This is a genomic window from Polynucleobacter sp. AP-Kolm-20A-A1, from assembly GCF_018688315.1.
Taxonomy (GTDB): Bacteria; Pseudomonadota; Gammaproteobacteria; order Burkholderiales; family Burkholderiaceae; genus Polynucleobacter.
The window spans coordinates 240,365-265,960 of sequence record NZ_CP061315.1 but is presented as its reverse complement, the minus strand read 5'-3'; the positions used below and the strand labels follow the sequence as shown (position 1 = coordinate 265,960).

The 25,596-nt window shown below is 45.3% G+C and carries 29 protein-coding genes; 7 read left to right on the top strand and 22 right to left on the bottom strand.

The window, feature by feature from the left end; genetic code table 11:
* Nucleotides 1-4: 4 nt before the first annotated feature.
* The 4 genes from C2745_RS01415 to C2745_RS01400 are packed head-to-tail and all read right to left on the bottom strand — an operon-like array spanning nt 5 to nt 1,775.
* Nucleotides 5-574, bottom strand: a complete 570-nt coding sequence (locus C2745_RS01415; RefSeq protein WP_251368347.1) for a GspH/FimT family pseudopilin — start codon at nt 572-574, stop codon at nt 5-7.
* Nucleotides 567-896 (bottom strand): hypothetical protein, encoded by a 330-nt coding sequence (locus C2745_RS01410; protein ID WP_215384571.1) that lies wholly within the window; start codon nt 894-896, stop codon nt 567-569. The genes C2745_RS01415 and C2745_RS01410 overlap by 8 nt, the downstream gene beginning before the upstream one ends.
* A complete protein-coding gene (locus tag C2745_RS01405) occupies nt 893-1,513 on the bottom strand; it encodes a hypothetical protein (protein WP_215384570.1) in 621 nt (206 codons plus the stop codon). Before C2745_RS01405 ends, C2745_RS01410 begins: the two co-directional genes overlap by 4 nt.
* Nucleotides 1,470-1,775, bottom strand: a complete 306-nt coding sequence (locus C2745_RS01400) for a hypothetical protein (RefSeq protein ID WP_215384569.1) — start codon at nt 1,773-1,775, stop codon at nt 1,470-1,472. The genes C2745_RS01405 and C2745_RS01400 overlap by 44 nt, the downstream gene beginning before the upstream one ends.
* 123 nt (nt 1,776-1,898) lie before the next feature.
* Here C2745_RS01400 and ribBA point away from each other — a divergent pair, with 123 nt between their 5' ends.
* From ribBA to C2745_RS01380, 4 genes are all read left to right on the top strand, one after another.
* Complete coding sequence (ribBA, locus tag C2745_RS01395) at nt 1,899-3,029, top strand: bifunctional 3,4-dihydroxy-2-butanone-4-phosphate synthase/GTP cyclohydrolase II (RefSeq protein WP_215384568.1); 1,131 nt, start codon at nt 1,899-1,901, stop codon at nt 3,027-3,029.
* A 17-nt stretch (nt 3,030-3,046) separates the two neighbouring features.
* Nucleotides 3,047-3,562, top strand: a complete 516-nt coding sequence (gene ribH, locus C2745_RS01390) for a 6,7-dimethyl-8-ribityllumazine synthase (RefSeq protein WP_215384567.1) — start codon at nt 3,047-3,049, stop codon at nt 3,560-3,562.
* An 8-nt stretch (nt 3,563-3,570) separates the two neighbouring features.
* Nucleotides 3,571-4,083 (top strand): transcription antitermination factor NusB, encoded by a 513-nt coding sequence (gene nusB, locus C2745_RS01385; protein ID WP_215384566.1) that lies wholly within the window; start codon nt 3,571-3,573, stop codon nt 4,081-4,083.
* A gap of 136 nt (nt 4,084-4,219) precedes the next feature.
* On the top strand, nt 4,220-5,698 hold the full coding sequence (locus tag C2745_RS01380; RefSeq protein ID WP_215384565.1) for an NAD-dependent succinate-semialdehyde dehydrogenase: 1,479 nt from the start codon (nt 4,220-4,222) through the stop codon (nt 5,696-5,698).
* Nucleotides 5,699-5,746: 48 nt separating this feature from the next.
* On the opposite strand, the gene trmB is transcribed toward C2745_RS01380, so the two are convergent.
* From trmB to C2745_RS01360, 4 genes are read right to left on the bottom strand one after another with little or no spacing between them, the layout of a single operon-like run.
* The gene (gene trmB, locus C2745_RS01375) at nt 5,747-6,529 is read right to left on the bottom strand and encodes a tRNA (guanosine(46)-N7)-methyltransferase TrmB (protein ID WP_371742991.1); all 783 of its coding nucleotides are present in this window, start codon (nt 6,527-6,529) and stop codon (nt 5,747-5,749) included.
* 25 nt (nt 6,530-6,554) lie between these two features.
* Nucleotides 6,555-7,490, bottom strand: a complete 936-nt coding sequence (locus tag C2745_RS01370; RefSeq protein WP_215384563.1) for a UDP-glucuronic acid decarboxylase family protein — start codon at nt 7,488-7,490, stop codon at nt 6,555-6,557.
* A gap of 48 nt (nt 7,491-7,538) precedes the next feature.
* Nucleotides 7,539-7,997, bottom strand: coding sequence for a DUF2721 domain-containing protein (locus tag C2745_RS01365; RefSeq protein ID WP_215384562.1), 459 nt, complete (start codon nt 7,995-7,997; stop codon nt 7,539-7,541).
* Between the two features lie 32 nt (nt 7,998-8,029).
* A complete protein-coding gene (locus C2745_RS01360) occupies nt 8,030-8,875 on the bottom strand; it encodes an undecaprenyl-diphosphate phosphatase (protein ID WP_215384561.1) in 846 nt (281 codons plus the stop codon).
* 119 nt (nt 8,876-8,994) lie between these two features.
* Here C2745_RS01360 and C2745_RS01355 point away from each other — a divergent pair, with 119 nt between their 5' ends.
* Entirely contained in the window at nt 8,995-10,620 is a 1,626-nt protein-coding gene (locus C2745_RS01355; RefSeq protein WP_215384560.1) for a TolC family protein, read from the top strand.
* 13 nt (nt 10,621-10,633) lie between these two features.
* Here the strand turns inward: C2745_RS01355 and waaC are convergent, their stop codons facing one another.
* From waaC to C2745_RS01320, 7 genes are read right to left on the bottom strand one after another with little or no spacing between them, the layout of a single operon-like run.
* Complete coding sequence (gene waaC / locus C2745_RS01350) at nt 10,634-11,668, bottom strand: lipopolysaccharide heptosyltransferase I (RefSeq protein ID WP_215384559.1); 1,035 nt, start codon at nt 11,666-11,668, stop codon at nt 10,634-10,636.
* Nucleotides 11,668-12,216: a dTDP-4-dehydrorhamnose 3,5-epimerase gene (gene rfbC, locus C2745_RS01345; protein WP_215385554.1), complete on the bottom strand. Its 549-nt coding sequence runs from the start codon at nt 12,214-12,216 to the stop codon at nt 11,668-11,670. Before rfbC ends, waaC begins: the two co-directional genes overlap by 1 nt.
* A gap of 26 nt (nt 12,217-12,242) precedes the next feature.
* Nucleotides 12,243-13,169 (bottom strand): glucose-1-phosphate thymidylyltransferase RfbA, encoded by a 927-nt coding sequence (gene rfbA / locus C2745_RS01340; protein ID WP_215384558.1) that lies wholly within the window; start codon nt 13,167-13,169, stop codon nt 12,243-12,245.
* A gap of 27 nt (nt 13,170-13,196) precedes the next feature.
* Nucleotides 13,197-14,138 (bottom strand): dTDP-4-dehydrorhamnose reductase, encoded by a 942-nt coding sequence (rfbD, locus tag C2745_RS01335; RefSeq protein ID WP_215384557.1) that lies wholly within the window; start codon nt 14,136-14,138, stop codon nt 13,197-13,199.
* 10 nt (nt 14,139-14,148) lie between these two features.
* Nucleotides 14,149-15,213, bottom strand: a complete 1,065-nt coding sequence (gene rfbB / locus C2745_RS01330) for a dTDP-glucose 4,6-dehydratase (protein ID WP_215384556.1) — start codon at nt 15,211-15,213, stop codon at nt 14,149-14,151.
* 29 nt (nt 15,214-15,242) lie between these two features.
* Nucleotides 15,243-16,181, bottom strand: a complete 939-nt coding sequence (locus C2745_RS01325) for a hypothetical protein (protein WP_215384555.1) — start codon at nt 16,179-16,181, stop codon at nt 15,243-15,245.
* A gap of 42 nt (nt 16,182-16,223) precedes the next feature.
* Entirely contained in the window at nt 16,224-17,294 is a 1,071-nt protein-coding gene (locus tag C2745_RS01320) for a glycosyltransferase family 10 domain-containing protein (protein WP_215384554.1), read from the bottom strand.
* A gap of 75 nt (nt 17,295-17,369) precedes the next feature.
* On the opposite strand from C2745_RS01320, the gene C2745_RS01315 reads away from it, so the two are divergent.
* A complete protein-coding gene (locus tag C2745_RS01315; RefSeq protein ID WP_215384553.1) occupies nt 17,370-18,251 on the top strand; it encodes an alpha-1,2-fucosyltransferase in 882 nt (293 codons plus the stop codon).
* Here C2745_RS01315 and C2745_RS01310 read toward each other — a convergent pair.
* Genes C2745_RS01310 through C2745_RS01280 form a run of 7 tightly spaced genes read right to left on the bottom strand, consistent with a single transcriptional unit; the run spans nt 18,248 to nt 23,930 of the window.
* The gene (locus C2745_RS01310) at nt 18,248-19,189 is read right to left on the bottom strand and encodes a glycosyltransferase family 2 protein (protein WP_215384552.1); all 942 of its coding nucleotides are present in this window, start codon (nt 19,187-19,189) and stop codon (nt 18,248-18,250) included. The genes C2745_RS01315 and C2745_RS01310 overlap by 4 nt on opposite strands.
* Before the next feature lie 8 nt (nt 19,190-19,197).
* Nucleotides 19,198-20,097, bottom strand: coding sequence for a DUF6492 family protein (locus tag C2745_RS01305; RefSeq protein WP_215384551.1), 900 nt, complete (start codon nt 20,095-20,097; stop codon nt 19,198-19,200).
* A 15-nt stretch (nt 20,098-20,112) separates the two neighbouring features.
* A complete protein-coding gene (locus tag C2745_RS01300) occupies nt 20,113-21,468 on the bottom strand; it encodes a hypothetical protein (RefSeq protein ID WP_251368346.1) in 1,356 nt (451 codons plus the stop codon).
* A 20-nt stretch (nt 21,469-21,488) separates the two neighbouring features.
* On the bottom strand, nt 21,489-22,436 hold the full coding sequence (locus C2745_RS01295; protein WP_215384550.1) for an aspartate carbamoyltransferase catalytic subunit: 948 nt from the start codon (nt 22,434-22,436) through the stop codon (nt 21,489-21,491).
* Nucleotides 22,436-22,936, bottom strand: coding sequence for a bifunctional pyr operon transcriptional regulator/uracil phosphoribosyltransferase PyrR (gene pyrR / locus C2745_RS01290; protein ID WP_215384549.1), 501 nt, complete (start codon nt 22,934-22,936; stop codon nt 22,436-22,438). Before pyrR ends, C2745_RS01295 begins: the two co-directional genes overlap by 1 nt.
* A gap of 46 nt (nt 22,937-22,982) precedes the next feature.
* On the bottom strand, nt 22,983-23,375 hold the full coding sequence (ruvX, locus tag C2745_RS01285; RefSeq protein ID WP_215384548.1) for a Holliday junction resolvase RuvX: 393 nt from the start codon (nt 23,373-23,375) through the stop codon (nt 22,983-22,985).
* A 15-nt stretch (nt 23,376-23,390) separates the two neighbouring features.
* Complete coding sequence (locus tag C2745_RS01280; RefSeq protein ID WP_251368415.1) at nt 23,391-23,930, bottom strand: YqgE/AlgH family protein; 540 nt, start codon at nt 23,928-23,930, stop codon at nt 23,391-23,393.
* Nucleotides 23,931-24,103: 173 nt separating this feature from the next.
* Between C2745_RS01280 and C2745_RS01275 the strand changes: the two genes are divergently transcribed.
* On the top strand, nt 24,104-25,579 hold the full coding sequence (locus C2745_RS01275) for a deoxyribodipyrimidine photo-lyase (RefSeq protein WP_215384546.1): 1,476 nt from the start codon (nt 24,104-24,106) through the stop codon (nt 25,577-25,579).
* The last annotated feature ends 17 nt before the right edge of the window (nt 25,580-25,596 follow it).

Genomic DNA, 25,596 nt, shown 5'->3' with positions numbered 1-25,596 from the left:
CCATTCAATGACAGCGCTTTGCATCCCGCGCCGGGTCACAGATACGCCAACGCCCACCACTACCCAAAATCAGGTGTCTCTCCAGGCTGTTATGGCTCGAATGGCCCAAGATGAGGCGATTGGCCACAAAACCGCCCTGAGCCGTTTTTGCTGCGCCTGCTGCATTAAATAGAATGCCTCTTTTGCCAGAGTGGGGATCAATAAATTGCTTGCCGCCAAGCTTGAAATAAACAGGATGAATATGACCATGAGACAACCATTGTTTTGCCGAGCATTGGAGTGGAGGCTTTCTGGAAACGCATCCACTCTGAATCGCCCAACCCCCTTCCCAACCATGATCTGCCAGTGGGGATAGCGTTACTAACTCACCTCGATACAAAGCGAGTTGACGCGCAAAATGCGCATGCGCAATAAAGCGCCTCGCTATGGAATCGATTTCTCGAACGGCTACTTGCTCTTGCAACAGTGGCATAGTGATCACAGCCATTATGGCAATCATCAACACCACCGCCATGAGTTCAAGCAGGCTAAATCCAGATTCTGGAGTAGAGACATGCTGATAATGTTTATTCAAATACTTGTCGCCAATTCAGGCGTTTAGCTAAACCTGATTTTTCATCTACCCGTACATGAATTTGAACGAAGGGTTTTTCTTTGCTAGTAATACGCCAAAGATTTTTTCCTGCAGGTTCTATGAAGCAGTGATTTTCTACAAGCGCTGATAAATTTGAAATAGATCCTTCGCATTGCAAGACAGCTTTTTCTGAAACAACAAAATGGGCATGCGCAACCTTTATGCTGTTTACTTCAACGATACGCAAAGTTGCTAGTCGCTCTAGTTGACCAACCAACGCAGAACCCAAGAGCAATAGAGAAATAACCCAAGCCAAAATCACAAGAAATTTCGGGTAGCAAAAACCCGCTCAAGCCGAATATTTACTTGGACCCCATCAGTCATAAGTAAAGAAACTTTAAATAAGCGCTGATCCGATGATGGCTTGCCTAAAGGAGGGCTCGTCTCTTCTATCCATAAGCCTTCAACGCCATTCATGAGGGTAGTGTTTTGTATACGACCCTGGCGATCTAAAGATTGGCAGATCAATGACCCTCCATCAGCTTTTGCACCCTTGGGTAGCGAAGCCTGTCGGTTTACTAAAAAACCTTGCAGTGCCAAATGATTTTTGGTGCGCTCTTGGGTAAGCGTATTACCAATGCAATCAAAATCAATGCCATCCGATAATTCATGGCGAATAAGCAATGCATCAGAGCTGCGATAGCCAGTTCTTTTTTGCACTTCTAAATATTGGACTCCCTTCAAATTTACTCTCTTCGGACTTTTTTTCTTATCAGCAGTTTTAATATTTTGGTAACCCGCCATCCGAATTGCCCGACCAATTAATTCAAGCGCACGATCAGCCTCTGCGATCAGCGCTTGCGTTTTTTCATACTGAATTTGTTTGGCAACTAAATCAGCGCTGGTTTTGAGAAGCGGATTGAGTAGCAGCATGCACATAGTTAGTCCGACCAGACATTCGAGCAAACTCATTGCTTATGCCCTTGACCATGAGACCACTTTCAAAAACATCCTGCTCCTTTCTAACGAGTGCTTTTTGCTTCTCTTGTTGCGTTAATTTCAAACTCAAGGCCTGGTAACTTTGAATGAAGTTCATCCAAGCGCCCAAAATCAAGCTCATGGCCACTAAAACCTCGAACAAAATAAAGCCATTCTTGGGGTAGCCTGGAAAATGATGGGGATTTGTCAGCGGACTGAGCACCCCCTCATTTTCCCAATGCCTGCCGGCGATGAAAACGGCCGGCCAAGGCTCTTACCGTCAGAAAGCGGGGATATTGCTGTAAGCACCAACAAAGAGGGGCTCCTCAGCTTAAAATAGAGGGCTATGCCAAATACCCTAGCCTCCACAGAAGAAATCATTGCCGACCTCCGCGCCGGCAAGATGGTCATTCTGGTTGATGAAGAAGATCGCGAAAATGAAGGCGATCTCGTATTGGCTGCTGACCATGTCACAGCGGAAGCAGTTAATTTCATGGCTAAACATGGTCGTGGACTCATTTGCCTGACCCTCACTCGCGAGCGTTGTCAGCAACTCAACCTTCCTTTGATGGTGCGGGACAACGGCACTTCGATGGGCACCAATTTCACAGTCTCCATTGAGGCTGCTACTGGCGTTACTACCGGTATCTCAGCAGCAGATCGCGCTCTGACAATTAAAACGGCAGTTGCGCCCAATGCCAAGCCAAGTGATTTAGTTCAGCCTGGCCATATCTTCCCTTTAATGGCACAACCTGGTGGCGTATTAATTCGCTCAGGACATACCGAAGCTGGTTGCGATCTTGCGTCCATGGCGGGTTGCTCACCAACATCTGTGATTTGCGAAATCATGAAAGACGATGGCAGCATGGCTCGTCTGCCAGACTTGTTAGAGTTTTCCAAAGAACATCAACTCAAGATTGGCAGCATTGCCGATCTCATTCAATATCGCAGCCAACACGAAAGTATTGTGGTGCGCGAAGGTACTCGTGAATTCACTACACCTTGGGGCAAGTTCGAAGGTATTGTTTATCGCGATACCCCAAGCTCATGCATGCATATCGCCCTAGTTCATGGCAAACCTTCTGAAGCCCAAGAGACACTCGTGCGCGTTCATGAGCCAGTGACAGTGTTAGATTTCTTGGATTCTCAAATCAGTACACACTCTTGGCCGCTAGCTCAAGCCCTGCAAAAGATTGCCGCAGCGCCTGCAGGTGTTGCCGTCTTACTCAATGCAGCCGGGATTGCCGCGCCTAATAATGAAGATTGGCTTGCTCAATTTCAAAAACTCAATCAATCTCAAGGTGATGTACAAAAGCCTTTGGCTCGTAAGACAGACTTCAGAAGCTATGGCATTGGCGCTCAAATTCTCAAGGACATCGGCGTTGGCAAAATGCGCTTGCTTGCTAACCCTAGCCCCGTTCCAAGTCTTTCAGGTTATAAGCTTGAAGTGACTGGCTATACCCCTTATCAGCCTTAATTCTTTAAAAAAATATCATGACTAATTCAAACAATGACTTTGTTGGCGTACTAGAAGCAGATCTGAATGGCCAAGATTTACGTATTGCTATCGTGCAAGCTCGATTCAATGAAGATCATTGCGTCGCCTTAACTACTGCTTGCATTCATGAGCTCATCAACTTAGGTGTTTCACAATCAGACATCAAATTGGTTACTGTTCCTGGTGCACTAGAAATTCCTTTTGCATTACAAAAACTCGCTGAGACTGGTGAGTTTGATGGTTTGGTGGCTTTAGGTGCAGTCATTCGTGGCGAGACCTATCACTTTGAGTTGGTTTCAAATGAGTCTGCTGCTGGCATTACGCGCATCTCGATTGAATCTGGTCTACCAATTGCCAATGGCGTGTTAACTTGCGACACCGATGAGCAAGCCCAAGTTCGTGTCAATGTAAAAGGCGCTGACTGCGCTAAAGCCGTAGTTGAGATGGCCAATCTGGCATTAGCTCTCACACCAGATATCGATATTGAAATTAACCCCCCTAGTGAAGCGTAATGACTGACATGCCTAAACCTCCTCTTACGCCTTCAAACACCCAAGCGGCAAAAGATGCGCAGCCAGCAGCACCAAAGCGCTCTCTGACGCCTCGTCGTCGCGCCCGGGAATACGCTCTACAAGGCGTTTATCAAAGCTTGGTAATGCGTCGTGCGGGCAGCTTACCCAATAGCGCTGCAATCGCGAAGCAACTTGCTGAAGACCCAGCTTTTCGTCGCTGCCAGCTAGAACTCTTTCAAGGCATTTTCGAAGGCGTTTTAAATCGTGCCGATGAATTAGAAGCCATCATTACCCCGGCTTTAGATCGCCCAATAAATGAACTGTCTCCAGTAGAGCATGCAGCCCTTCTCATTGGCACTTATGAGCTAGCTGCAGACCTCTCAGTACCCTACAAAGTGGCTATCAACGAAGCCGTTGAACTGGCCAAAACCTTTGGTGGCACTGACGGTCATAAATACGTTAACGGTGTTTTAGACCTATTGGCCCAAAAGCTACGCAGCGCTGAAACTAAAGCGAACTAAACAGCCTTTACTAGCAATAATCCCCAGCCTCCTAGCCCTCAGCTTGGAGGCTTTTTCTTTTGTTCAGGAATAGAATAAGAATATTATTTATTGACCCGTTTTTACTCGTCACAGACCTAATATTGGCAAGCTCACCATGCAAAAAATCGATATCCGCACACTACTCAAAGACTCCAGCCTATTTAAAGAAGAAGCCTATATCAACGGTAAATGGCATACAGCATCTGATAGCAAAACTTTTGCGGTCACCAATCCAGCAACTGATGAATTGATTGCACAAGTTTCCAATCTAACTAGCAAAGATGCTGAGTTGGCAATTAGCGCTGCTGAACATGCACTTCCAGCATGGCGCGCTAAGACTGGCAAAGAACGCGCGCAGATCATGCGTCAATGGTTCGACCTCATCATCGCCAACACACAAGATCTAGCAACGCTGATGACTGTAGAGCAAGGCAAGCCACTTGCTGAAGCTGCTGGTGAAGTTGCTTACGGCGCCTCATTTGTGGAATGGTTTGCCGAAGAAGCAAAACGTGTATCAGGCGCAATCCCTAGTACCACCTGGAGTGATAAACGTCTCATGGTCCTAAAGCAACCGATTGGTGTTTGCGTTGCGATTACCCCATGGAACTTTCCGATTGCGATGATTACTCGCAAAATTGCACCAGCACTTGCAGCTGGCTGCACGATTGTGATCAAGCCTGCAGAGCTTACCCCTTTGTCCGCCTTAGCGCTGGCAGAGTTGGCAGAGCGTGCCGGCATTCCTCATGGCGTGATTAATATTTTGACTGCAGATGCAAATCAATCGATTGTGATTGGTAAAACACTGTGTTCCTCACCTACTGTTCGCCACCTCTCCTTTACAGGATCCACAGAAGTGGGCCGAATTCTGATGGAACAGTGCGCACCCACAGTCAAGAAATTAGCACTTGAGTTAGGCGGTCACGCACCCTTTATTGTTTTTGAAGATGCTGACATTGATGCGGCCGTTAGTGGCGCCATGAGTTCCAAGTTTAGAAATTCTGGGCAGACGTGTGTATGCGCCAATCGCTTCTATGTTCATAAAAAAATACAAGATGTCTTTGTAGAAAAATTTGCCAAAGCAATTGCCGCCATTAAGGTGGGGAATGGTATGGAGTCTGGCGTGACTCAAGGACCACTTATTGAGACCGCAGCCCTGGAGAAGGTGGAGAAGCACGTTGCAGACGCCATTAGTAAAGGCGCCAAACTCATTGCGGGCGGCAAAGCTTCCGTGCCAGGCAAAAACTACTACGAGCCCACTATCTTGGCGAACGTCACGAAAGAAATGCTCATCACTTCAGAGGAAACCTTTGGTCCCGTAGCGCCGGTAATTCCTTTTGAATCCGATGAAGAAGTTATTAAATTAGCCAATAACAGTCAATTTGGCTTGGCATCTTACTTCTATAGCCGTGACATTGGTCGCATCTGGAAAGTGGCTGAAGCATTGGAATATGGCATCGTCGGTGTTAATACCGGTCTTATCTCCAATGAAGTTGCACCGTTTGGCGGCATTAAGCAATCAGGGCTTGGACGCGAAGGCAGCGTCTACGGCATGGATGAATACTTAGAAATGAAATATGTCTGTGTTGGCCTGTAAGGCAACGTATTCTTGATGATGTACTTTTGATGTACTGCTGTTTTTTTATTATTTTTTTCTATAAACCAAATCCCAAACGCCGTGACCTAGTTTGATGCCACGGTTCTCAAATTTGGTTAAGGGCCGATAAGCAGGCCTTGCAACATAACCTGGGTGCATTGCATCTAACTGCTCGCGAGTCGGCTTAAATTCATTCGACTCTTTATCGGCTAATGCAATATCTTCAACAGCAAAGGTTTCTACTTTGACTGACTCAGTTGAGGTGTTTACCAAAACAGGCTCGGCATTCAAAACTAAGAGCATTTGCTCGGCATAGTTATGCCAATCGGTTGCCAGATGTAAATAGCCACCCGGCTTCAAACGGGACACTAAGAGCTTTACGAACTCCGCCTGAATTAAACGACGCTTATGGTGGCGCTTCTTGTGCCATGGATCTGCAAAATAAATATGAATACCATCAAGCGACTCTGGGGCGAGCATTTGCTCCAAAACCTCAACCGCATCATGGCGAATCAATCTGAGGTTGGTGAGATTATCTTCACCAATTAATTTCAGGAGCGCACCCACTCCCGGTGGATGCACTTCGATTGCCAAAAAATCATCTTCTTTTCTTAGGGCTGCAATCTTGGCGGTAGTCTCGCCCATTCCAAAACCAATCTCTAGGATCTTGGGATTTTTAGACCCGCCAAAGACAGCATCTAAGTTCAAAACATTTTCTTGAAATGGGATTAAAAACTGAGGGCCTAGCTCATCAATGGCACGCTGTTGCCCAGCGGTTGTTCTGCCAGCCCTTAAAACAAAAGATCGAATTCGATCAAATCGCTTATCCAAATTTTTCGAATGCTCTACCGTCAACTTAAGCAACTACCTTCTTGAAGTAAGCAATCGTCTCTTTCAGGCCATCTTCTAGATTGACCTTAGGCTGCCATCCAAGCTTTGCCTTGGCTAACTCGATATTCGGTTGACGCTGCTTAGGATCATCAGAAGGCAATGGTTGATGAATGATCTTGGATTTGCTGCCTGAGAGTTTGAGAATCGTCTCAGCCAACTGGAGCATTGTGAACTCACCAGGATTGCCGATATTGACTGGTCCAGTAAATCCTTGTTCAGAGTTCATCATTTTGACCATGGCATCAATTAAATCATCAACATAGCAAAAGCTTCTAGTTTGTTGGCCATCACCGTAAATCGTGATGTCTTTGCCTTGCAATGCTTGCACAATAAAGTTGCTCACTACGCGACCATCGTTAGGATGCATGCGTGGGCCGTAGGTATTAAAAATGCGTACGACTTTAATATCGAGGTTATGCTGGCGGTTGTAATCAAAAAAGAGGGTTTCTGCACAGCGCTTACCTTCGTCATAGCAAGAACGAATACCGATTGGGTTGACTTTGCCCCAATAGGCTTCAGGCTGAGGATGCACTTCTGGGTCGCCATACACTTCACTCGTAGAAGCTTGCAAAATGCGAGCCCTTGTTCTTTTAGCAAGGCCAAGCATATTAATAGCGCCATGCACGCTGGTCTTCGTAGTTTGCACTGGATCATATTGATAGTGCACTGGAGATGCTGGGCAAGCTAAGTTATAGATCTGATTGGTTTCTACATAGAGCGGGAAGGTCACATCGTGACGCATGAGCTCTAAGCGGGGATTGGGCAACAAATGTGCTACGTTCTCTTTAGATCCCGTGAAGTAGTTATCCACCACCAAGACGTCATTACCCTCTTTGAGTAGCCTCTCAGTAAGGTGAGAACCTAAAAATCCAGCGCCACCGGTGATGAGGATTTTATTCATAGTTAATCTTTTTTATATGAAGAATGATTATTGAAAACTAATGTTGAATTAATAATGTCTTGGGGAGTTCCAGCCGGCCGATCTATAGGCATAAACCACCTCAGCCAAAACAATGGATAGGGATGTCATAAAGGATATCAGACCCAATACGAAGGTCCAAATAACATAACTTGTCTGCAAAGAACGTACTGCGCCCGCCTGAAAGAAGAAGAGCTCTAATACGGTGAGAGAAATAAACACACCACTGAGGACGTCAAAGAAGATAGCCGCTGTGCAGAGACGACCCCTAACCTTTGCTTCATCAGCCTCTTTATGCATATGCTCCAGTACTGCCGCATCTTTCACCTCGCCCATCTGAATGGCTCTCTGAATAGTGCGCATACGATCCACTGATCTAGCAAGACGGCCTGAGATTGCATTAATCAACGTTGCAACTGCAGTTAGCAAAAAAACAGGTGCTAAAGCTAGCTGAATATTGTTGGTAATCGCATCAATTGATACATCCATAGGAAATCCGGTTTTCTGTAAAAAATTGAAAGTTAATGAGACCAGGCTACTAAGCCGCTGTAAGCGCTGATGAGTACCAGCACACCAAAGACAATACGATACCAAGCAAACGGCACAAAATTATGGTGCGCTACATAATGGATTAGCCAGCGGACGCAGATAAAAGCAGAAATGAATGCTGCAACAAATCCGACCAGAATGGCAAAGCCATACTCACCTGAAATTGGAACTGGATTCTTCCAAAGCTTGAGTAATTCGTAAGCCGTTGCCCCACCAATCACTGGAATAGCCAGGAAGAAAGAAAACTCCGTCGCCACTGCGCGTGGGATACCAAAAAGCATGCCGCCAATAATGGTTGCACCCGAACGCGATGTGCCAGGAATTAATGCTGCGCATTGCGCCAGCCCAACTTTAAGTGCATCAAGGTGAGTGAGGTCATCCACTTTTTGAATATAGGATTTAGCAGCAGACGCAGATTGCTGACGACGCTCTGCCCAGAAAATAACTAAAGCACCAACTATGAAAGCGCTGGCCACTGGAATCGGAGCAAATAAAACTGCCTTAATGTGCTTACTAAACAAAAATCCCAGGCTCATGGCTGGGAAAGAGGCAATTAATAGGTTAAGTACAAAGCGGCGCGATAAGGCGCTAGAAGTGATTGACATCACTACCTTTAATAGCTTTTCACGGAACTCCCAGCAGACCGCCAAAATGGCACCAAACTGAATAATGACTTCGAAAGCCTTACCCTGTTCATCATTGAAATTGAGTAGGTCACCTACCAATATGAGGTGGCCAGTACTGGAGATCGGCAAAAACTCTGTTAAGCCCTCCACTACCCCCAAAATAACTGCCTTACCAAGCAAAATTAGATCCATGACCCAAATTTTATAGGTATCTGAAACTTCTAGACTTATTTGGCAAAATTGAGCCAAAACCGGCATTTAAAGCAATTTAGCCTTAAACTTCATTGCACATTAAAAAGTACCCGAATTAGATGACCCCAGCACGCTTCAGACTCTCTAGACTTACCGCCTTTGGTTTGATCCTAGGTCACGCGCTCGGCCTCTATTCATGGTCAAACGGTGCATTTGCCCAAAGCCCTACCGCAGCAGCTAGACCAGCCTTGCCAACCCCTATGAGTGCCTCTACGCTCATAGGCCTAGAGCAGCCCCCTCAGATTGCGCCGCCGCCTAGTAAACCAGCCTTTCCTGCCGTATCAACCCCCTCAAATATCAATGGCGCCAAAGCCAACGACATCAAGGGTCAGTTGAACGACCTGATACAGCTTTATCAAGAGGCGGCGTTTAGTGATCCCGTGTTGAATGCGGCGCGCTTTAATTACCAGGCAAGCAAAGAGCTCTATTGGCAGGGCTTCTCTTTATTGATGCCTCAGGCAAACGCCACTCCTGGTGGTACTCGCTACTATCAGCACGGCGCAAACAATACCGTTGTTTCAAACACTTCCGGCAACTCTCGAGTGTTTGATCAAAAGAGCTACACCGTTACCTTAACGCAGCCAGTATTTAACATAGCCGCCACAGAATTATTTAAGCAAGGTGATCTCAATACCAGATTAGCCGATATGCGTTTTTACTTGGCGCAGCAAGATCTCATCTTGCGTGTTTCACAAGCATATTTTGATGCGCTGACTAGTCAAGATAATGTGGCGCTTTATCAAAACAAAAAATCGTTAATCAAGCAACAGCTAGAGGTAGCGCAGGCAAAGTTTGATGCTGGCTTGGCAACCATTGTGGATGTCAATACTGCGCAAGCAGCCCTCGATTTAGCAAACTCTCAAGAGATTGCAGCGCAAGCAGACTTGATTGTGAAGCGCGGCGCCCTTGAACAGCTGGTTGGCCGCCCAGTCGGCGCCATTAAGCCACTCGTGAAAGATGCCAAGATTGAAGGTGTTCTCAAGGACCCTCGCAGCAAACCCAAAGACAGCAAAGGCAATCCGATTGCCGACAGCGTCAATCCAAGCTTGCCCCCGGGGCAAACTTTAGATGATTGGATCAATCAAGCAGAGTCAGCCAACTTTAATGTTCTGGCAGGACAACTCTCCGTTAGTCTTGCCGAAAGTACTTATCGCGGCGCTCAAGCGCTAAATTACCCAACCGTAAATTTAGTGGGCACTTCAGGCTACAACACTTCAAATGGCACGCCGAATAGTTATACGCCTGCCAATACGAATGTGTACAACAATACCGTGGCATTGCAGATGACCATTCCGCTGGTCTCTGGTGGTTTTAATAGCTCGGTCATTCGTCAAAATGCTGCACTCTTAGATGCAGCAAAAGCGAACTACGATAACTATCGTCGCACTGCCGCTCAAAATACGCGTGCGGCATTTACTGGTTTTTATGGCGGCTTAGCGAGTGTGAAGGCCTATGAGGCAGCAGAGCGTTCAAGCTCTTCAGCGCTTGAGTCCAGCAAGCTAGGATTTGAAGTAGGTACTTTAATTAATATTGATGTATTGATTGCTTTGGATACACTCATCAACACAAGATCTTTATTGCATCAAGCAAGATACAACACCATCCTGAATGCAATTAAGTTAAAAGCGCATGCAGCCGCTTTAACAGATGAAGATTTAATCGCGATTAATTCTTTGCTGCGCTAAACAGCATTTAGAGTTACTTCAGTAATTCCAAAGAAGCTTCAATAACATTTGCCGCACTTGGCGGTGAGCGCATATCACCGAGATTGCGAATATGATCTGACCAATAGCCATCCGTTTTCCACTGCGGTGAATCACAATAAATTTCAACAGTTGGCTTATTCAATACGGCAGCCAAGTGAGTCAAGCCAGTATCAACGCCAACGGTAAGCGCAGCACCAGCAATGACAGTAAATGCTTCTTCAATTGAAAACGCCGGCGGCACTACAGCGCCTGGTATTTGACTGGAAAGCTCTTGGCTAATGAGCTTCTCAGCAGCATTTCCCCACGGAAATACCATTTGATAACCTTTGCTAGCGAGCTCTTTCCCCAATTCAATCCAATTGTTGTTAGACCAACGCTTTGCCTCACGAGCAGTCGAATGAAAACAAAGTACATAAGGCTTTTGTAGCTCAACGCCAGCAGTAGCCGTCAAGGCTTCTGCAAAAGAACTTGGATAGAACTGTGGCCGATCCGAGCGCTCTAATAAGGGCCAATCCAATGCGGAGCACATGACCCAACGAGAGCGATCCACCGCATGACACTGGAATGGCACTTGCACACACTGGTTATAAAACGATCTCGCAATGGGCTCGTAGCCTGAATATTCTGTTGCGTTAGCTAAGCCAGCAACTACAGCATCTGAAGACTTATTAGCTAAGGCGCAGACCAAACCAGACTTCAACAAACCCTGTGTTTCAATAATGTAATCGTATTGCACTGCTTGTAACTGGCGCTTAAAAGCAAAAAACTGCTTCCAGGCACTTGCTTTAAAAAGATGCTTTTTCCAACGGCGCAGACCGAACGGAATAATTCGGTCAATTCCTTTAAAGCCTGGTTTAGTCAGCAATGGCTGCAATAAATGAACATAACCTTCTTCCACCACCCAATCAATTTGCGCATCCGGTAAGCGTGCTCGCAAATCCCAAACGATTGGCAAGTTATGCAGCACATCTCCCAATGAAGACAACTTCACCAATAATATTTTTGGAGATGAATTAAGAGCGGTCATTAAAACTTAGGGACCTGATCCCAAGGAAGACCTGCTGAATCTTTAGCATTCAGAATGGGAGTAGTTCCGGCCAACAAAGGCCACTCAATTCCAATACTAGGGTCATCCCAAGCCAAGCAAACTTCACTTTGTGGGTGATAGTAATCGGTCGTCTTGTACAAGAACTCGGCAGCTTCTGAAAGCACCAAAAAGCCATGGGCAAATCCAGGTGGAATCCACAATTGCCGATGATTTTGAGCGCTTAGTTCTACCCCATCCCACTTACCAAATGTTGGAGACCCTTTACGCAAATCAACAGCAACATCAAAAACACTGCCTGACACTACTCGAACAAGCTTGCCTTGAGTTTTTTCTAGCTGGTAATGCAGTCCACGTAAAGTTCCCTTACGAGAAAAAGAATGGTTATCTTGCACAAAATTGACATTCAGGCCAGTGACAGCAGAAAAGTCTTGAACATTAAAAGATTCTGTAAACCAGCCACGGTCATCACCAAATACCTTTGGCTCAATAATTAATACTTCTGATATTGCTGTTGGTGTTACAGACATCTTCGGATGTTGATTGGGCAATACCATTAAATAACCTTCTTTGAAGAAAGTGCCATCGGCTGAGAGCCAGCATTGATTTCATTCAAAATTTTCAAAAGATATTGGCCATAGCTATTTTTGCTTAACTGAGCTGCCACTTTTTGAACTGCTTCAGCACCAATCCAACCTTGGCGATAGGCAATTTCCTCTGGGCATGCCACCATGAGACCTTGGCGTTTTTGCAGTGTTGCAATAAAGCCTGCCGCATCCAATAAAGAATCGTGTGTCCCGGTGTCTAACCAAGCAAAACCACGGCCCATAATCTCGACACTGAGTTGATCCTTCTCAAGATAGATACGATTTACATCTGTAATCTCGAGCTCGCCACGTGCGCTAGGCTTTATTGAACTAGCGATATCGCAGACCTGATTATCATAAAAGTAGAGCCCTGTAACTGCATAACTACTTTTTGGCTTTAGCGGCTTTTCTTCAATTGAAACCGCTTTGTACTGTTTATCAAACTCAACCACGCCATAACGCTCTGGATCAGTGACGTGATATGCAAAAACTGTGGCGCCTTGTTCGCGCTCATCAGCACTCTCTAGGTTTGATACCAACTCATGGCCATAAAAAATATTGTCGCCTAACACCAATGCGCTGGGATGATTATTGATAAAACTTTTTCCCAATGTAAATGCTTGGGCCAAACCATCGGGTGAGGGTTGCACACAATACTCAATATTGAGCCCCCACTGAGAACCATCGCCAAGCAGCTCTGTAAAGCGTGGAGTGTCGTGGGGTGTCGAAATCAACAAAATATCTCGAATCCCTGCCAACATTAAAGTGGTTAGCGGGTAGTACACCATCGGCTTGTCGTAGACCGGCATCAACTGCTTTGATACTGCCTGGGTAACTGGGTACAAGCGAGTACCAGACCCGCCAGCCAAGATAATGCCTTTGCGATTTTTTACCATTTGCACCCTAAAACCTTCATTTGAATTCTATGTTTTTGAATCTGCCAATAGCTGCTGCACATAAGCAGTCACTTGCTTATCCCACGGCGTATTCCAATGAGGCAATTTTGACACAAGATCCAAACGCTCTAACTCACTTTGAAGCTTGTTAGTATCCAAGCGAGAATTCATTGGCCTTGGGGCTGGTAAAGGGTATTCGGAGGCTGGAATGGGACTAATGGCACCAGATGATGCCTTCAAGGTTGCACCAGCCTCAATCGCTGATTGCACGGCCAATTGAGCCAATCCATACCAATTGATTTCCCCAATTGGTACAGCGTGATAAACACCCGAAGCAAATTGTTTAGTGGCAAGACTCAACACTAATTGAGAGCCAAGCTCTGCCAACCACTGCGCGCTAGTTGGAATACCAAATTGATCATCAATCACTCGCAGCTCGGTGCGCTCTTTTGCCAAACGCAAGATAGTGCGAATAAAGTTTGCGCCATCCCCATAAACCCAGCTGGTTCGCAAAATGACATATTGGCCAGCGCCCTTAACAAAGGCCTGCACAATAGCGCGCTCGCCCGCTTCTTTGGATTTGCCGTAGACACCTAATGGATTGGTTTGATCCAACTCCGTGTAGGAGCCCTGCTTTGTGCCATCAAATACATAGTCTGTTGAGAAATGCAGCAGTGTTACATCTTGACTAGCCGCATAGATTGCCATTGCCTCTGGCGCTTTTGCGTTAATCGCAAATGCCAACTCAGATTCTGACTCCGCTTTATCTACCGCCGTATAAGCGGCAGCATTGATAATGACTTGAGGCTGAAAAGACTGCAATAGATCGCTGACATGCTCGGTATTAGCTAGATCACAATCGGCGCGCCCCACAAAGCGGATTGTGTCCTGATTAAATCGCCCGGCCTTGAGCTGCTCAGCAAAGGCTTTACCTAGCTGACCATCTTTTCCAAAAACCAGAATATTCATTATGAGTTATTTATTGGCTCTGATACTGCTTATCGAGCCACTCTCGATACGAGCCAGTGACCACACCATCAACCCATATTGGATTATCTAAATACCACTGCACCGTCTTACGAATACCCGTATCAAAAGTTTCGGCTGGACGCCAGCCAAGCTCCTTCTCAACCTTGCTGGCATCAATCGCATAGCGACGATCATGACCAGGGCGGTCTTTAACAAAGGTAATTTGCTCTGCATAAGGCTTGCCATCAGCACGCGGTCTTAATTCATCTAAGATTTTGCAGATGGTGTTAACAACCTCTAAGTTGGCTTTTTCATTCCAGCCGCCAATGTTGTAAGTCTCACCCAATGTGCCTTTAGCCAATACTTCGCGAATTGCAGAACAGTGATCGCCGACATAGAGCCAGTCGCGAATCTGCTGACCATCGCCATAAACTGGCAACGGCTTGCCATTTAAGGCATTGAGAATTACCAATGGAATTAACTTCTCGGGGAAGTGATATGGACCGTAGTTATTTGAACAATTGGTGGTCACAACTGGAAAGCCGTAGGTATGGAACCAGGCGCGCACCAGGTGATCTGAGGCTGCCTTTGATGCTGAATACGGGCTATTTGGTTCGTATGGATTGGTTTCGCTAAAGGCTGGATCAGTCGCAGAGAGTGATCCATACACTTCATCGGTTGAGACATGATGAAAGCGAAATTGCGCTTTTGCTTCCCCCTCTAATCCTCCCCAATATTCGCGGGCGCACTCTAATAAATTAAAAGTGCCGACAATATTAGTTTGAATAAATTCAGCAGGCCCGTGAATCGAGCGATCTACGTGGCTCTCAGCAGCAAAATTCACAATAGCGCGTGGACGATGTTCTGCAAGTAGTTTTGATACAAGGGCTTTATCGCCAATATCCCCATGAATAAAGACATGCCTAGAATCTTTTTGGAGCGATTGCAGATTTGCGAGATTGCCTGCGTAGGTCAACTTATCTAAATTCACGACGCCTTCAGCATTGGGTGATGCAAGCCAATCTAAAACAAAATTTGCCCCAATAAATCCAGCACCACCAGTTATTAAAATCATGTAATTAATCTTTCAATCTTAAAATGACATTAAGACTGCATCATCTTCAAATATCTATTAAAGCGTTTCTTACCAAATGTCAGAATGCCCAGTTTCTTAACCAGCTTTAGGGCGCCCCTCGGTTTAGGTAATTGAACCTCTTCAACAGTACCCCCTGGTGTCTTGTCGCAATTGATTAGAGCGGGGTTAATAAAAATACGGAAGCCTTTGTTACGTAAATCTCTGTGGAATGGAATATGGTCCGCTACATCAATACCGCCAGCCTGATCATCGGTGCCGGCATATCTACCAGATATAAATGCTTTTCGACTGTAGATTCCAAGACCACCAAAAGCGGAATCTACTTCAATTAAATCAGCGCGCGGATCGATCGGGGATTGCTTACAACCAATTGCGATATCGAGCGCACTTTGATGCCCCAAAATATCCTCAAGTCGATGCTTTTGCTCCCAACAATCCATTGGGTTCCAGTAGGGATGGCTTAAAGCCCAAGTGTCATAGTATTCGCCTAATTGATTGGCGGTAACTACATCCCATGGCTCATCCACTTCCCAGCACTGCGCAATCTTTTCACGTGTAATAAGGCCATTCATACCATCCATATCAGCCATGGCAATGAAATCCACCTCTTGATATTTGGGGTCATTTGCCACTGCATCAACAATGACATTGCGGCAATAAGCAATTCGGTCTGTTCTTTTGTGGAGTTTTTTACTTAACTCTCCAACAGTAATAAACGAAAAATTGGGTACCTTCTTGGAAAGCATTTCTAGCCTCACAAGAGTATCGTCACTTGAATCACTCTCTACAGCCAGACACATGACATTCTTGAATTGATCAAGACTGGCCATTAACTTTTCCACTTCATTCTCAATCTGAGCGGAAACATTGCGAACAGGCCCAGCCAACAAAATTGTTGATTGAGTAATTGGCTTTCTAGGATTTTTTATTATATTTATTAGAGACATAGGCTTATTTTACATGGGGCTTATGGTTATATTTCGGCAAAACTATGCAAAATCTTGAGCAATTTTGCCAATAATCGTCTTAGCAAAGTGTTGAGAGCTAAATGGCATGAATTGTGAACTGGTCAAAAATTGTCTTGCCGCTTGTTGATAACTCAAAAATTGCTCAGGAGTCATCGACTCCATAAATTTATACAAGGCCTCATAAGACGAAAACTGACGGAAATCGATAAAGCATTCTGCCGGGATAAATTGCGCAATATTGGCATCACCCCAGTAAATTGGAACGCAGCCAGCAAAGAGGCAGTCAAATATTTTTTCAGTGATATATCCAGAAATATCTCGTGCGTTTTCAAAGCAAATGCAAAACTTGGTGTTACTTAAAACAGCATATTTTGTTTTTGCAGGTCCTTGGTAGCTTGGAAATACTGGCTTGCCAGAAAGCCAAGGAATAATTTTTTCCAATCGATAGCGCACCTTACCCAGGCTACCAAATCGCTTTGGCGGAACCTTCCAGCCATTTCCATAGAGTTTGAGCTTGCCGGGAGCAAACTTCTCAAACCAACGAACCGCCTTAACTCTCTGCGAATAGAGCTCACGCTCATCAACACAATTGGCGTGACGATTACTACCAATCAAGCATACAAAATTTTGGCGCTGCTCAAAAAAAGCACTCTGAAAATCCGCTCCACATTCTTCTGGAATCGGATTGGGAGTCTGAATTTGAATAAAACGAGTATGGGAGGTGAAGTTACCAGCTTGATCTCGCAAACCATTTTTCAGCAAGAGATGGTCCCAGGTGAAAATGACATCAAACTGATTTAAATAATTGCAGTCGGCGTTTTTAGGGACTGTTAATGGTGTTTCAAAAAGGATGAGGTAGTTCTTGCTGGCTGAGCCTGGAACAAAATCAATCGATTCGACATATATTGAGAAATCAGGTTTGATGCCATTGCGTTCATTGACATCTGCAGTGTGCAGGTTAATACCGCTTTGCTTGGCGAATGCATCCAGGACACGCATGGGCTCCAAGCAGTTATCGCGATTACGTGGGCTGTGAGGATTAAAAATATCGTCCTCGCCATTCTCCCATCCATAAATACTGCCTGTGAGCATAAATTACCTATAAATTTGAAGGCCGTAATGCAATTAGGGCATTTATACCCAATCTAATGCTTTAATTATAGGGATATGAACATTACTACCCAAATCCAAGGTGGCCTCGGGAACCAACTTTTCCAATATGCCACTGCAAAGGCTCTCAGCAAGCGATTGCAGGGTCAATTAAGCCTGGATATTGAGTGGTTTAACCACGGCTGGGAAGATGTCACGCCAAGGCACTTTTTATTGCCAGATCTTCGGGTTCAAGCCCAATTTATTCAAGTTCAGCCACCGATTACGCCTCCAAAAAAATGGCGCCGAATTTTGCAGTCGCTTCTACCGATTAGCCCCTTCATTCTCAAAGATAGACCCTATCGATTTAATTCACTGATCAATCGATTTAAGCCCTACTCCAATCAAGACATTTATCTCATAGGATACTGGCAGTCATTTCATTATTTTGATTCTATTCGCGCTGAACTATTAGATGAAATCCAACCTCGCGATGGTTTGTCAGTTCACTATCAAGCCTATTTAGAAAAAATTCAGGCAAGCCCTTCGGCGATGGTGCATATTCGTCGTGGTGATTATGTTCATCTCCCAGTTGCTGCAAAGGTACATGGATTTCTGGGGTTAGATTATTACCTCGAGGGAATAAAACTACTTCTGGCAAAAAATCCAGATACACATTTCTTTATTTTCTCTGACGACCAAGAGTGGGCAAGAAATAATCTACCTCATCAAGAAAAAATTACCTTTATCGAAAGCTCAGAAGATAAAGCTGCCCCAGTTGAAGAGCTCTATCTGATGTCTCAATGCAAAATGCATTTGATTGCCAACAGCTCACTCAGCTGGTGGGGTGCGTGGCTCTGCAATAACAAAAATGCTTATGTGATTGCGCCCAAAAAATGGACCAATGATCAGAACAAAAGCTGGGATGATTTATTGCCTAGGCAGTGGCAAAGGATCTAACGCTGGGGCTCGCCGAGCTTTCCTAGAAGAGTAGCGAGCAGCGTCACAACCAATCGCTCTAAGCGAGTAAATGGAGTCCAGACACCATTGCCGCGATATTGAAAGCGAGCATAGATCTGATAGTTTGCCGAAAAAGAAATGCCTTTAATGCGGCGATTCATAGCAAACAAGAATTGAGGCGCCTTGATGATTCTCTCTGCTGCAGGCATTTTTTGAGGGCAGAGTTCCGGATCAATTCCTAAGCCACGAATGTAGTCAGCCCTACAGCGATCAAAGATGATAGCAGCGCTAGCATTGGCTACACGACTGATTTGCTTAGGGTGCAATCTATACGTAATTAACTTGTCTTTTAAGTTAGCCAATCGATAACCCGCCAAGGCAATCTCTTGCCACATAGAATAATCTTCAGCATGATCATTGCCCGGTTTGTAGCGGAACTTTTTAAACACTTCAGCCCGACCCATCACAGCAGGATTGCATAAGGGGCAATACACGCTGATTAATGCCTTGATATCAGCGTCTGTATAGCGTTCTTTAGACTTGCGACGCTTGCCAGTTTCTTCGTTGTAGGTTTCGTATGCGCCACTACAAAGATCGGCCTTACCGGCCTCTAGAAAAGCAAGCTGCTTTTCTAATCTATCCGGAAAAGCGATGTCATCATTATCTAAGTAGGCTATATATTGACCGCGCGCCATTTCGATTAACGCGTTTCTAGAGGCTACTAACCCGCGATTCTCAGAATGATTGACCTTAACAATCCTGGGATCATCAAATTGATCAATCACTGCCGCAGTATTGTCTGTTGAGCCATCATTAATAATGCACAACTCAAAGTTTGAATGCGTCTGATTCAGAATGCTTTGTATTGCCTGCGCAATATATTTATCCGAATTGTAGGCAGGCATTAAAACACTGACCAAAGGGCTTTGCTGACTCATCAGATTACCTATAGATAACTTTGTAGGTATCGGCCAAAACGCTTTAAGCGCTTTAGCAACCTAGAGGGCGCAGACTTCTGTGATTGACCTAAGTTGAGCTCAGATTCCCAGGCGGACTGGTAGATGATGCCTAAGTAATTTTGCGCAAGTTTTTCTTCAGTCTCACCTAAACGCTTCATTAAGAAATATTGCCAGTCGTAGTGATAAGCGCGAAACAGTGGCTCAATCGCGATAATGGGAATAGCGCGGTATTTGAGCAGTGCCTCGCCATAAATCAAAGTCTCAGGTAGCTCCGGGCTAATGAAGTCCCACAAGCTGATGCCCTTGGGTTGCAAGTATTGCTCGTCAAGAGATTGCCACACCTTTGCAGACCAAATAAATGGGGCTGGTGCGCAATAAAAATTAGGGCCTTGCCGATCAAATGTGGCCTTGACGCGCTCCGCCTCTAGTCGCAGCTCTCGCTCCACCTTCTCTTGACCACGATTAGTAGAAATCTGAAAAAGTTCTTTGTTTTGATGTAGCACTGTGTACGGCACACCATCATTCGCCAGGAAATCCGCCTTATAAAACTTGCGAATAAAAACGCAATCCGAATCTAAACATAAATAATTTTCTGCAAACCCAAGGCGCCAAAATTCAGACTTAATAATTTGCTGCGATAAACCGCCGGGCATCGCCTGGTATTTTGCAAAGTCAGCACCAGGATTTGAAGCAACGATATCTTCATCTGCTACCCAAATATAGCCACTTGTTCCAAGCACTTGTTCCAGTAATGCCTTTTCGGCTCTCGGTGTTGAGATATAGAAGTCGAGGCGATCGGCATTAAATTGCTGAACTGATTCCAAGAGGCGCTTGAGGCGTAGAAAATCCCTTGAATAAGATTTGCAATAGAGAACGAAGTCTTTCAAACGAGCTTCCTATAATTATTTTGTGCGGCTTTGGACTTGGGTCAAGATAGTCTTTACTGCTTGATCTACGCCAATTGGCTTCCAAATCGGCTCAATTAACTGCTTTGACTGCCAGTCTAACCAAATTCTTTCAAGCGCCATCGAAATTCCAGCTGAATCACCCTCTGCGCTTAAGTAGGCACCCCTATTCAACAGCATCTGGTCTAACTGGGGGTTGCGATGGGTAATGCCCCAGATAGGTCGACCAGTCCAGAGGTAGTCATAAAACTTTGACGGAATGTACTCTGCACACCACTCGTCATTACCATGCAACAAAATTAGCACATCAGCTTCTTGCATTTTTTCAGCTACCCGCTGACGCCCAGACTTTCCAGTTGCAGGATCAATTTCGAGGCGACCATGCGCTAGTAAAACATCTTCAAAACCATATTTTTGAATGGCTTCAATCGATAAAGAGTCTAAGGGTGCGCCATAGGCATGTACACGAATCAAATCCCGTGCTTGTGGGTATTTTTCAAATAAAGGCAGTAACGCTTTTAAGATAGTTGAAAGAGATCGATCATTTGCCAAAGAACCAAAGTGGCATAGATTGAGTTGATTGGTGTATTGATGGGTTTGATTTGCAGCGAGGCTTCCAGGGGGTTGAGCTCCTGGCGTCACCACAAAGCCATGGGCATTGCTTGGAGTATTGAGATTGGGATTGCGCACTTTAGCGTAATGCAAGGCGCCATCTGTAAACCACCATACCTTGTCAGAAAATCGCGTTAGTTGATTTTCTAAATAATGGCGAAAACCTGCGTCACGGCTCTTGGGCCTCTCAAAGCCTTGATCATTGGGGTCTTTACGAATTACCAGGGGATCATGAACCTCTGAGATCAACTCAATACCGGTGGCCTTCTTCAGCCAGACGCCAGCCAAGTGAGCGGACCATGCGCTACCAACCGAAAGCACTACATCTACCTTACCAGCACGAATTAATCTATATCCATGCAAGAAGGCAGGAAGAGCCCAAGACCATTGACTCGAATAACCAAGGCACAGTTTTTCAATTGCAATCAAGGGTGCCAACAAAATGGATACAGTTCCAGTGCTCAGCTTATAAATTAAGCCACGGCCGAATTTATTAGCGACCCAATGGCGAAAATCAAAACGAAAGCCTGAAGGCCCCCAGGCAATAAATTGATAATGTGGAAAACGTTGATCTTTAATTCCGGTGATAGCGCTAAAGACGATTGGCTCTACACCAGCCTCTAGAAAATAGGGGATTTTGTCTGTAATGGTTAGGCTTGCAGCGCGGCCATCCATATTAAAAGCATGTGACAAAATGAGCCAACGCTTTTTATCAGTCACCAATGGAAGTTCGACAGTCACCCTGTATTCCTACTGAGTAATTAATTGCCGGCAACGATCGACATCACAGCCATACGCACTGCGATACCAAAGGTCACTTGATTGAGGATGACGGACTGCGGTCCATCGGCTACCGCAGAGTCAATTTCAACACCACGATTCATGGGGCCTGGGTGCATCACGATCGCATCAGATTTAGCGAGTGCTAAACGCGTAGGCGTTAAGCCATACTGTTTGAAGAAGGCATCGCCTTCTGGAACCTGACCCGCTTCCATACGTTCTTTTTGAATACGCAAAGTCATTACAACATCAACATCTTTTAAGCCTTCTTCCATCGAATGGAAAACTTTCACACCGAGCATATTCAAATCGCTCGGCAACAAACTCTCTGGGCCGATTGCGCGGATATCTTCACAACCCAAAGTAGTTAGCGCATGGATATTGGATTTAGCAACTCGGCTATGCACAATGTCACCCACAATCGCCACCTTTAAACCTTTGAAATTCTGCTTAAAGTGACGCATCGTATACATATCTAATAAACCCTGGGTTGGATGCTGATGACTGCCGTCTCCGGCGTTCACCACGTGCACATGAGAGGGTACATGGTTCGCTATTTCAATTGGCGCCTTAGAGACGCTATGGCGCACGACAAAAATATCTGCCTGCATTGCCACGAGATTATCAATCGTATCCAGCAAGCTTTCGCCCTTAGCAGTTGAGGAGGTGGAGATGTCTAAATTAATAACATCCGCAGATAAACGTTTTGCAGCGATCTCAAAAGTCGTACGAGTACGAGTGGAGTTTTCAAAGAACAAATTAAAAACACTCTTTCCACGCAATAAAGGAACTTTTTTTACTTCACGAGAAGGATCTGTCACGCTTACAAACTGCTGGGCAGTATCTAAAATATGTAGGATCTGCTCTTTTGGCAGACCTTCCAATGTGAGAAGGTGGGTTAATTCACCGGCAGCATTAAATTGGTTCATTAAACTCGCTCCTCTAACTGAAAGCTGAAATTGCCAGCTGCATCTTTTTCTAAAACTAAAATTTGTTGCTCAGGGACTTGAACGTGCTCAGCCACAAAATCTGCACTGACAGGAAGCTCGCGCTTACCGCGATCAGCCAAGACCATGAGCTCAACTTGAGCTGGGCGACCAAAATCAAATAATTCATTGAGTGCTGCCCGAAGTGTTCTACCAGTTAATAAAACATCGTCAATCAAAATGACACTAGATCCATTGACATCGAATGGCAAGTGGGTTGGCATAGTACTAGCTGTACGCAATGCAGTCATACCCTTCTCAGCGTAATCATCGCGATGGAAAGCAACATTAATAACACCAAAGTATGGCAAGCCTAGATCTTTTGCAAGGCGCTCTGCGATCCATGCTCCACCCATTGCTAAGCCGACCAACTCAAAAGGACCATGCTGTGCTCTCTTGCGTAAATTTTCTAATAACTTTTTATATAACGGTTCAGCGTTCATTCTTCAGTTCCAACACTATGTAATAACCAATCAAACTTCTCAAGCCTTAACCCGCAAAATATTGCTCCAGAATCAGCGCGGCAGACTGTGCATCTAGATTGTCCCGCATCTCAGGTTTGCCCTCTAAAACTGCCGATGTATAACGCTCATCCACCCAAGCTACGGGCAGGCTAAAGCGTCCATGCAGCTGATTCCCAAAGCGCTTCGCTTTCGCGGTCATCTCATGCGCAGTGCCATCAGGATGCATGGGAAGACCAACGACTAGTTGATTTGGCCCCCACTCCTTCAGAAGACCCTCAATTTCACGGAACAGTTCATCAAGATTGGGAGCGGCTATCGTTTTTAATGCCTGACCGCTTCTACTCACTGAATTGCCTACTGCAACACCAACTCGCCGAGTGCCGTAGTCAAAAGCCATGACTGTAATGGGCTCACTCATCAGCAGAGAGCTCGATTAAGCATGACCTGTCTCACCAGATAGGTCGGATAAATCAAACCCCAGATGACTCATGGCTTTTTGATAACGCTGACTAAATGGCGTATTAAAAATTACTTCACTCATTTGTTCGCGCGAAACTGGAACATTGATCCAGCCGTTTGCAGTGATCTCTTCCTCAAGCTGTCCCGCACCCCAACCCGCATAGCCTAAAGTCATTAAGAATTTTCTGGGACCATTGCCAATTGCCACTGCCTCGAGAACATCTTTGGATGTGGTCATCGTGAGGCCGCCCGGAATTACTAAGGAAGAGCTGTAAGAAAGATTGGGGTTGGATTCGTGCAGAACAAAGCCGCGTTCGATTTGCACAGGGCCGCCAAAATAAACAGGCTGATCTAATAAGGGTGCAATTTCTAATTTGAGCTCGATTTTGTCAAACAGTGTTGCTAGATCGACCTCTGTCGGTCTATTCACCACCAGACCCATGGCACCCCTCTCGGTGTGCTCGAAAAGATAGATTACGGAACCAGCAAAATTGGGGTCTACCATGCCTGGCATGGCAACCAATAATTGATTAGCCAAATGATCGGCTGAAAAGGAAATTGATGACTCTGGCGAAGGCGCTATATCTGAAGCAGAGGGTGCTTTTTTAGCAGAGGTCATAGAATCTATTTTACAGAAATAACAATTCAAACAAGCACTTTTTCTCAATAAACCATAAGATAGGGGCTATGCAAAAAGCTCTTGTTTGGCTCCGCCGTGATCTTCGTCTTTATGACAATGCCGCCCTCCACCACGCACTCAAGGAGAGCAAGCAAGTCTGGCTGACCTTTATCTTTGATACCGAAATCCTAAAACCACTCCTCAAGGGTGATTTAGACGACAAGGGCTTAAAGCATGACCGTCGAGTAGATTTTATTTGGCAAGGATTACAGCAAATTGATGAAGCGCTACGCAAGCAAGGTGGTGGACTGATCGTTCAATTTGGTAAGCCTACAGAATGTATCCCTAAAATTGCTAAAGAGCTGGGGGTTAATGCTGTATTTGTGAATCACGATTACGAGCCATCGGCTATTGCTAGAGACGATATCGTCAAAGCCGTACTTGAAAAATCAGACATTCAATTTAAAGACTTTAAAGATCAGGTTATCTTCGAGAAAAAAGAAATTCTGACCAACTCGAATACAGTCTTTTCAATTTTTACGCCATACAAAAACAATTGGCTTAAAACACTGCAAGAAAAAGATTTAGCAGCATATGTATGCTCCCCTGCTAAGGGCCAATATGCATCCATCCCCAAAAAACTAGACACGCCAATACCTTCATTGGAATCGATGGGATTTTGCCCAACCGGCATCCAAACCTACTTGCCGCCTGGCTCAGAGGGTGGCCAAGACTTTCTTGAGGACTTTCTTCCCCGAATTGATCAATACCAAATTGGCAGAGACTTTCCGGCAATTAAAGGCGTGAGCTATCTCTCAACGCATTTGCGCTTTGGCATGCTCTCGATTCGAGGCCTAGTGCGCGAAGCTCATCGACGTATGTTAGCAGGCAGCATGGGCGCAACGATTTGGCTGAGCGAACTCATTTGGCGTGATTTTTATTTCATGATTTTGGCCAACCATCCTCGTTTAGCTGATGGCGTTTCTTTTAAGCCAGACTATGACAATATCGTCTGGGAAAGTGGTGCTCATGCCAAGAAACTATTTACTGCCTGGTGTGAAGGAAAAACTGGCTATCCATTAGTGGATGCCGCTATGCATCAACTCAATCAAAGTGGCTATATGCACAATCGCCTGCGTATGGTTGTAGCCAGCTTTCTCACAAAAGATCTAGGAATTGATTGGCGCTGGGGTGAAGCGTACTTTGCTGAGCACCTCAATGACTTTGAGTTCTCTTCAAATAATGGTGGATGGCAGTGGGCATCGTCTTCTGGCTGCGATGCGCAACCCTACTTCCGCATCTTTAATCCCATCACCCAATCTGAGAAATTTGATCCAGAGGGTAAATTTATCCGTCGCTACCTACCTCAACTGGAAAAACTCTCTAAAAAGTCGATTCATGCCCCATGGAAGGCTGGCCATATTGAGCTAGAAGCTGCAGGGGTTGTGCTGGGACGCGACTATCCTCAGCCCGTAGTAGACCATGATGAAGCGCGCAAGAAAACGCTGGTTCGTTACAGCGTGGTCAAAAAAATCAGTGAATAACAAATAAGGTCGGAGCT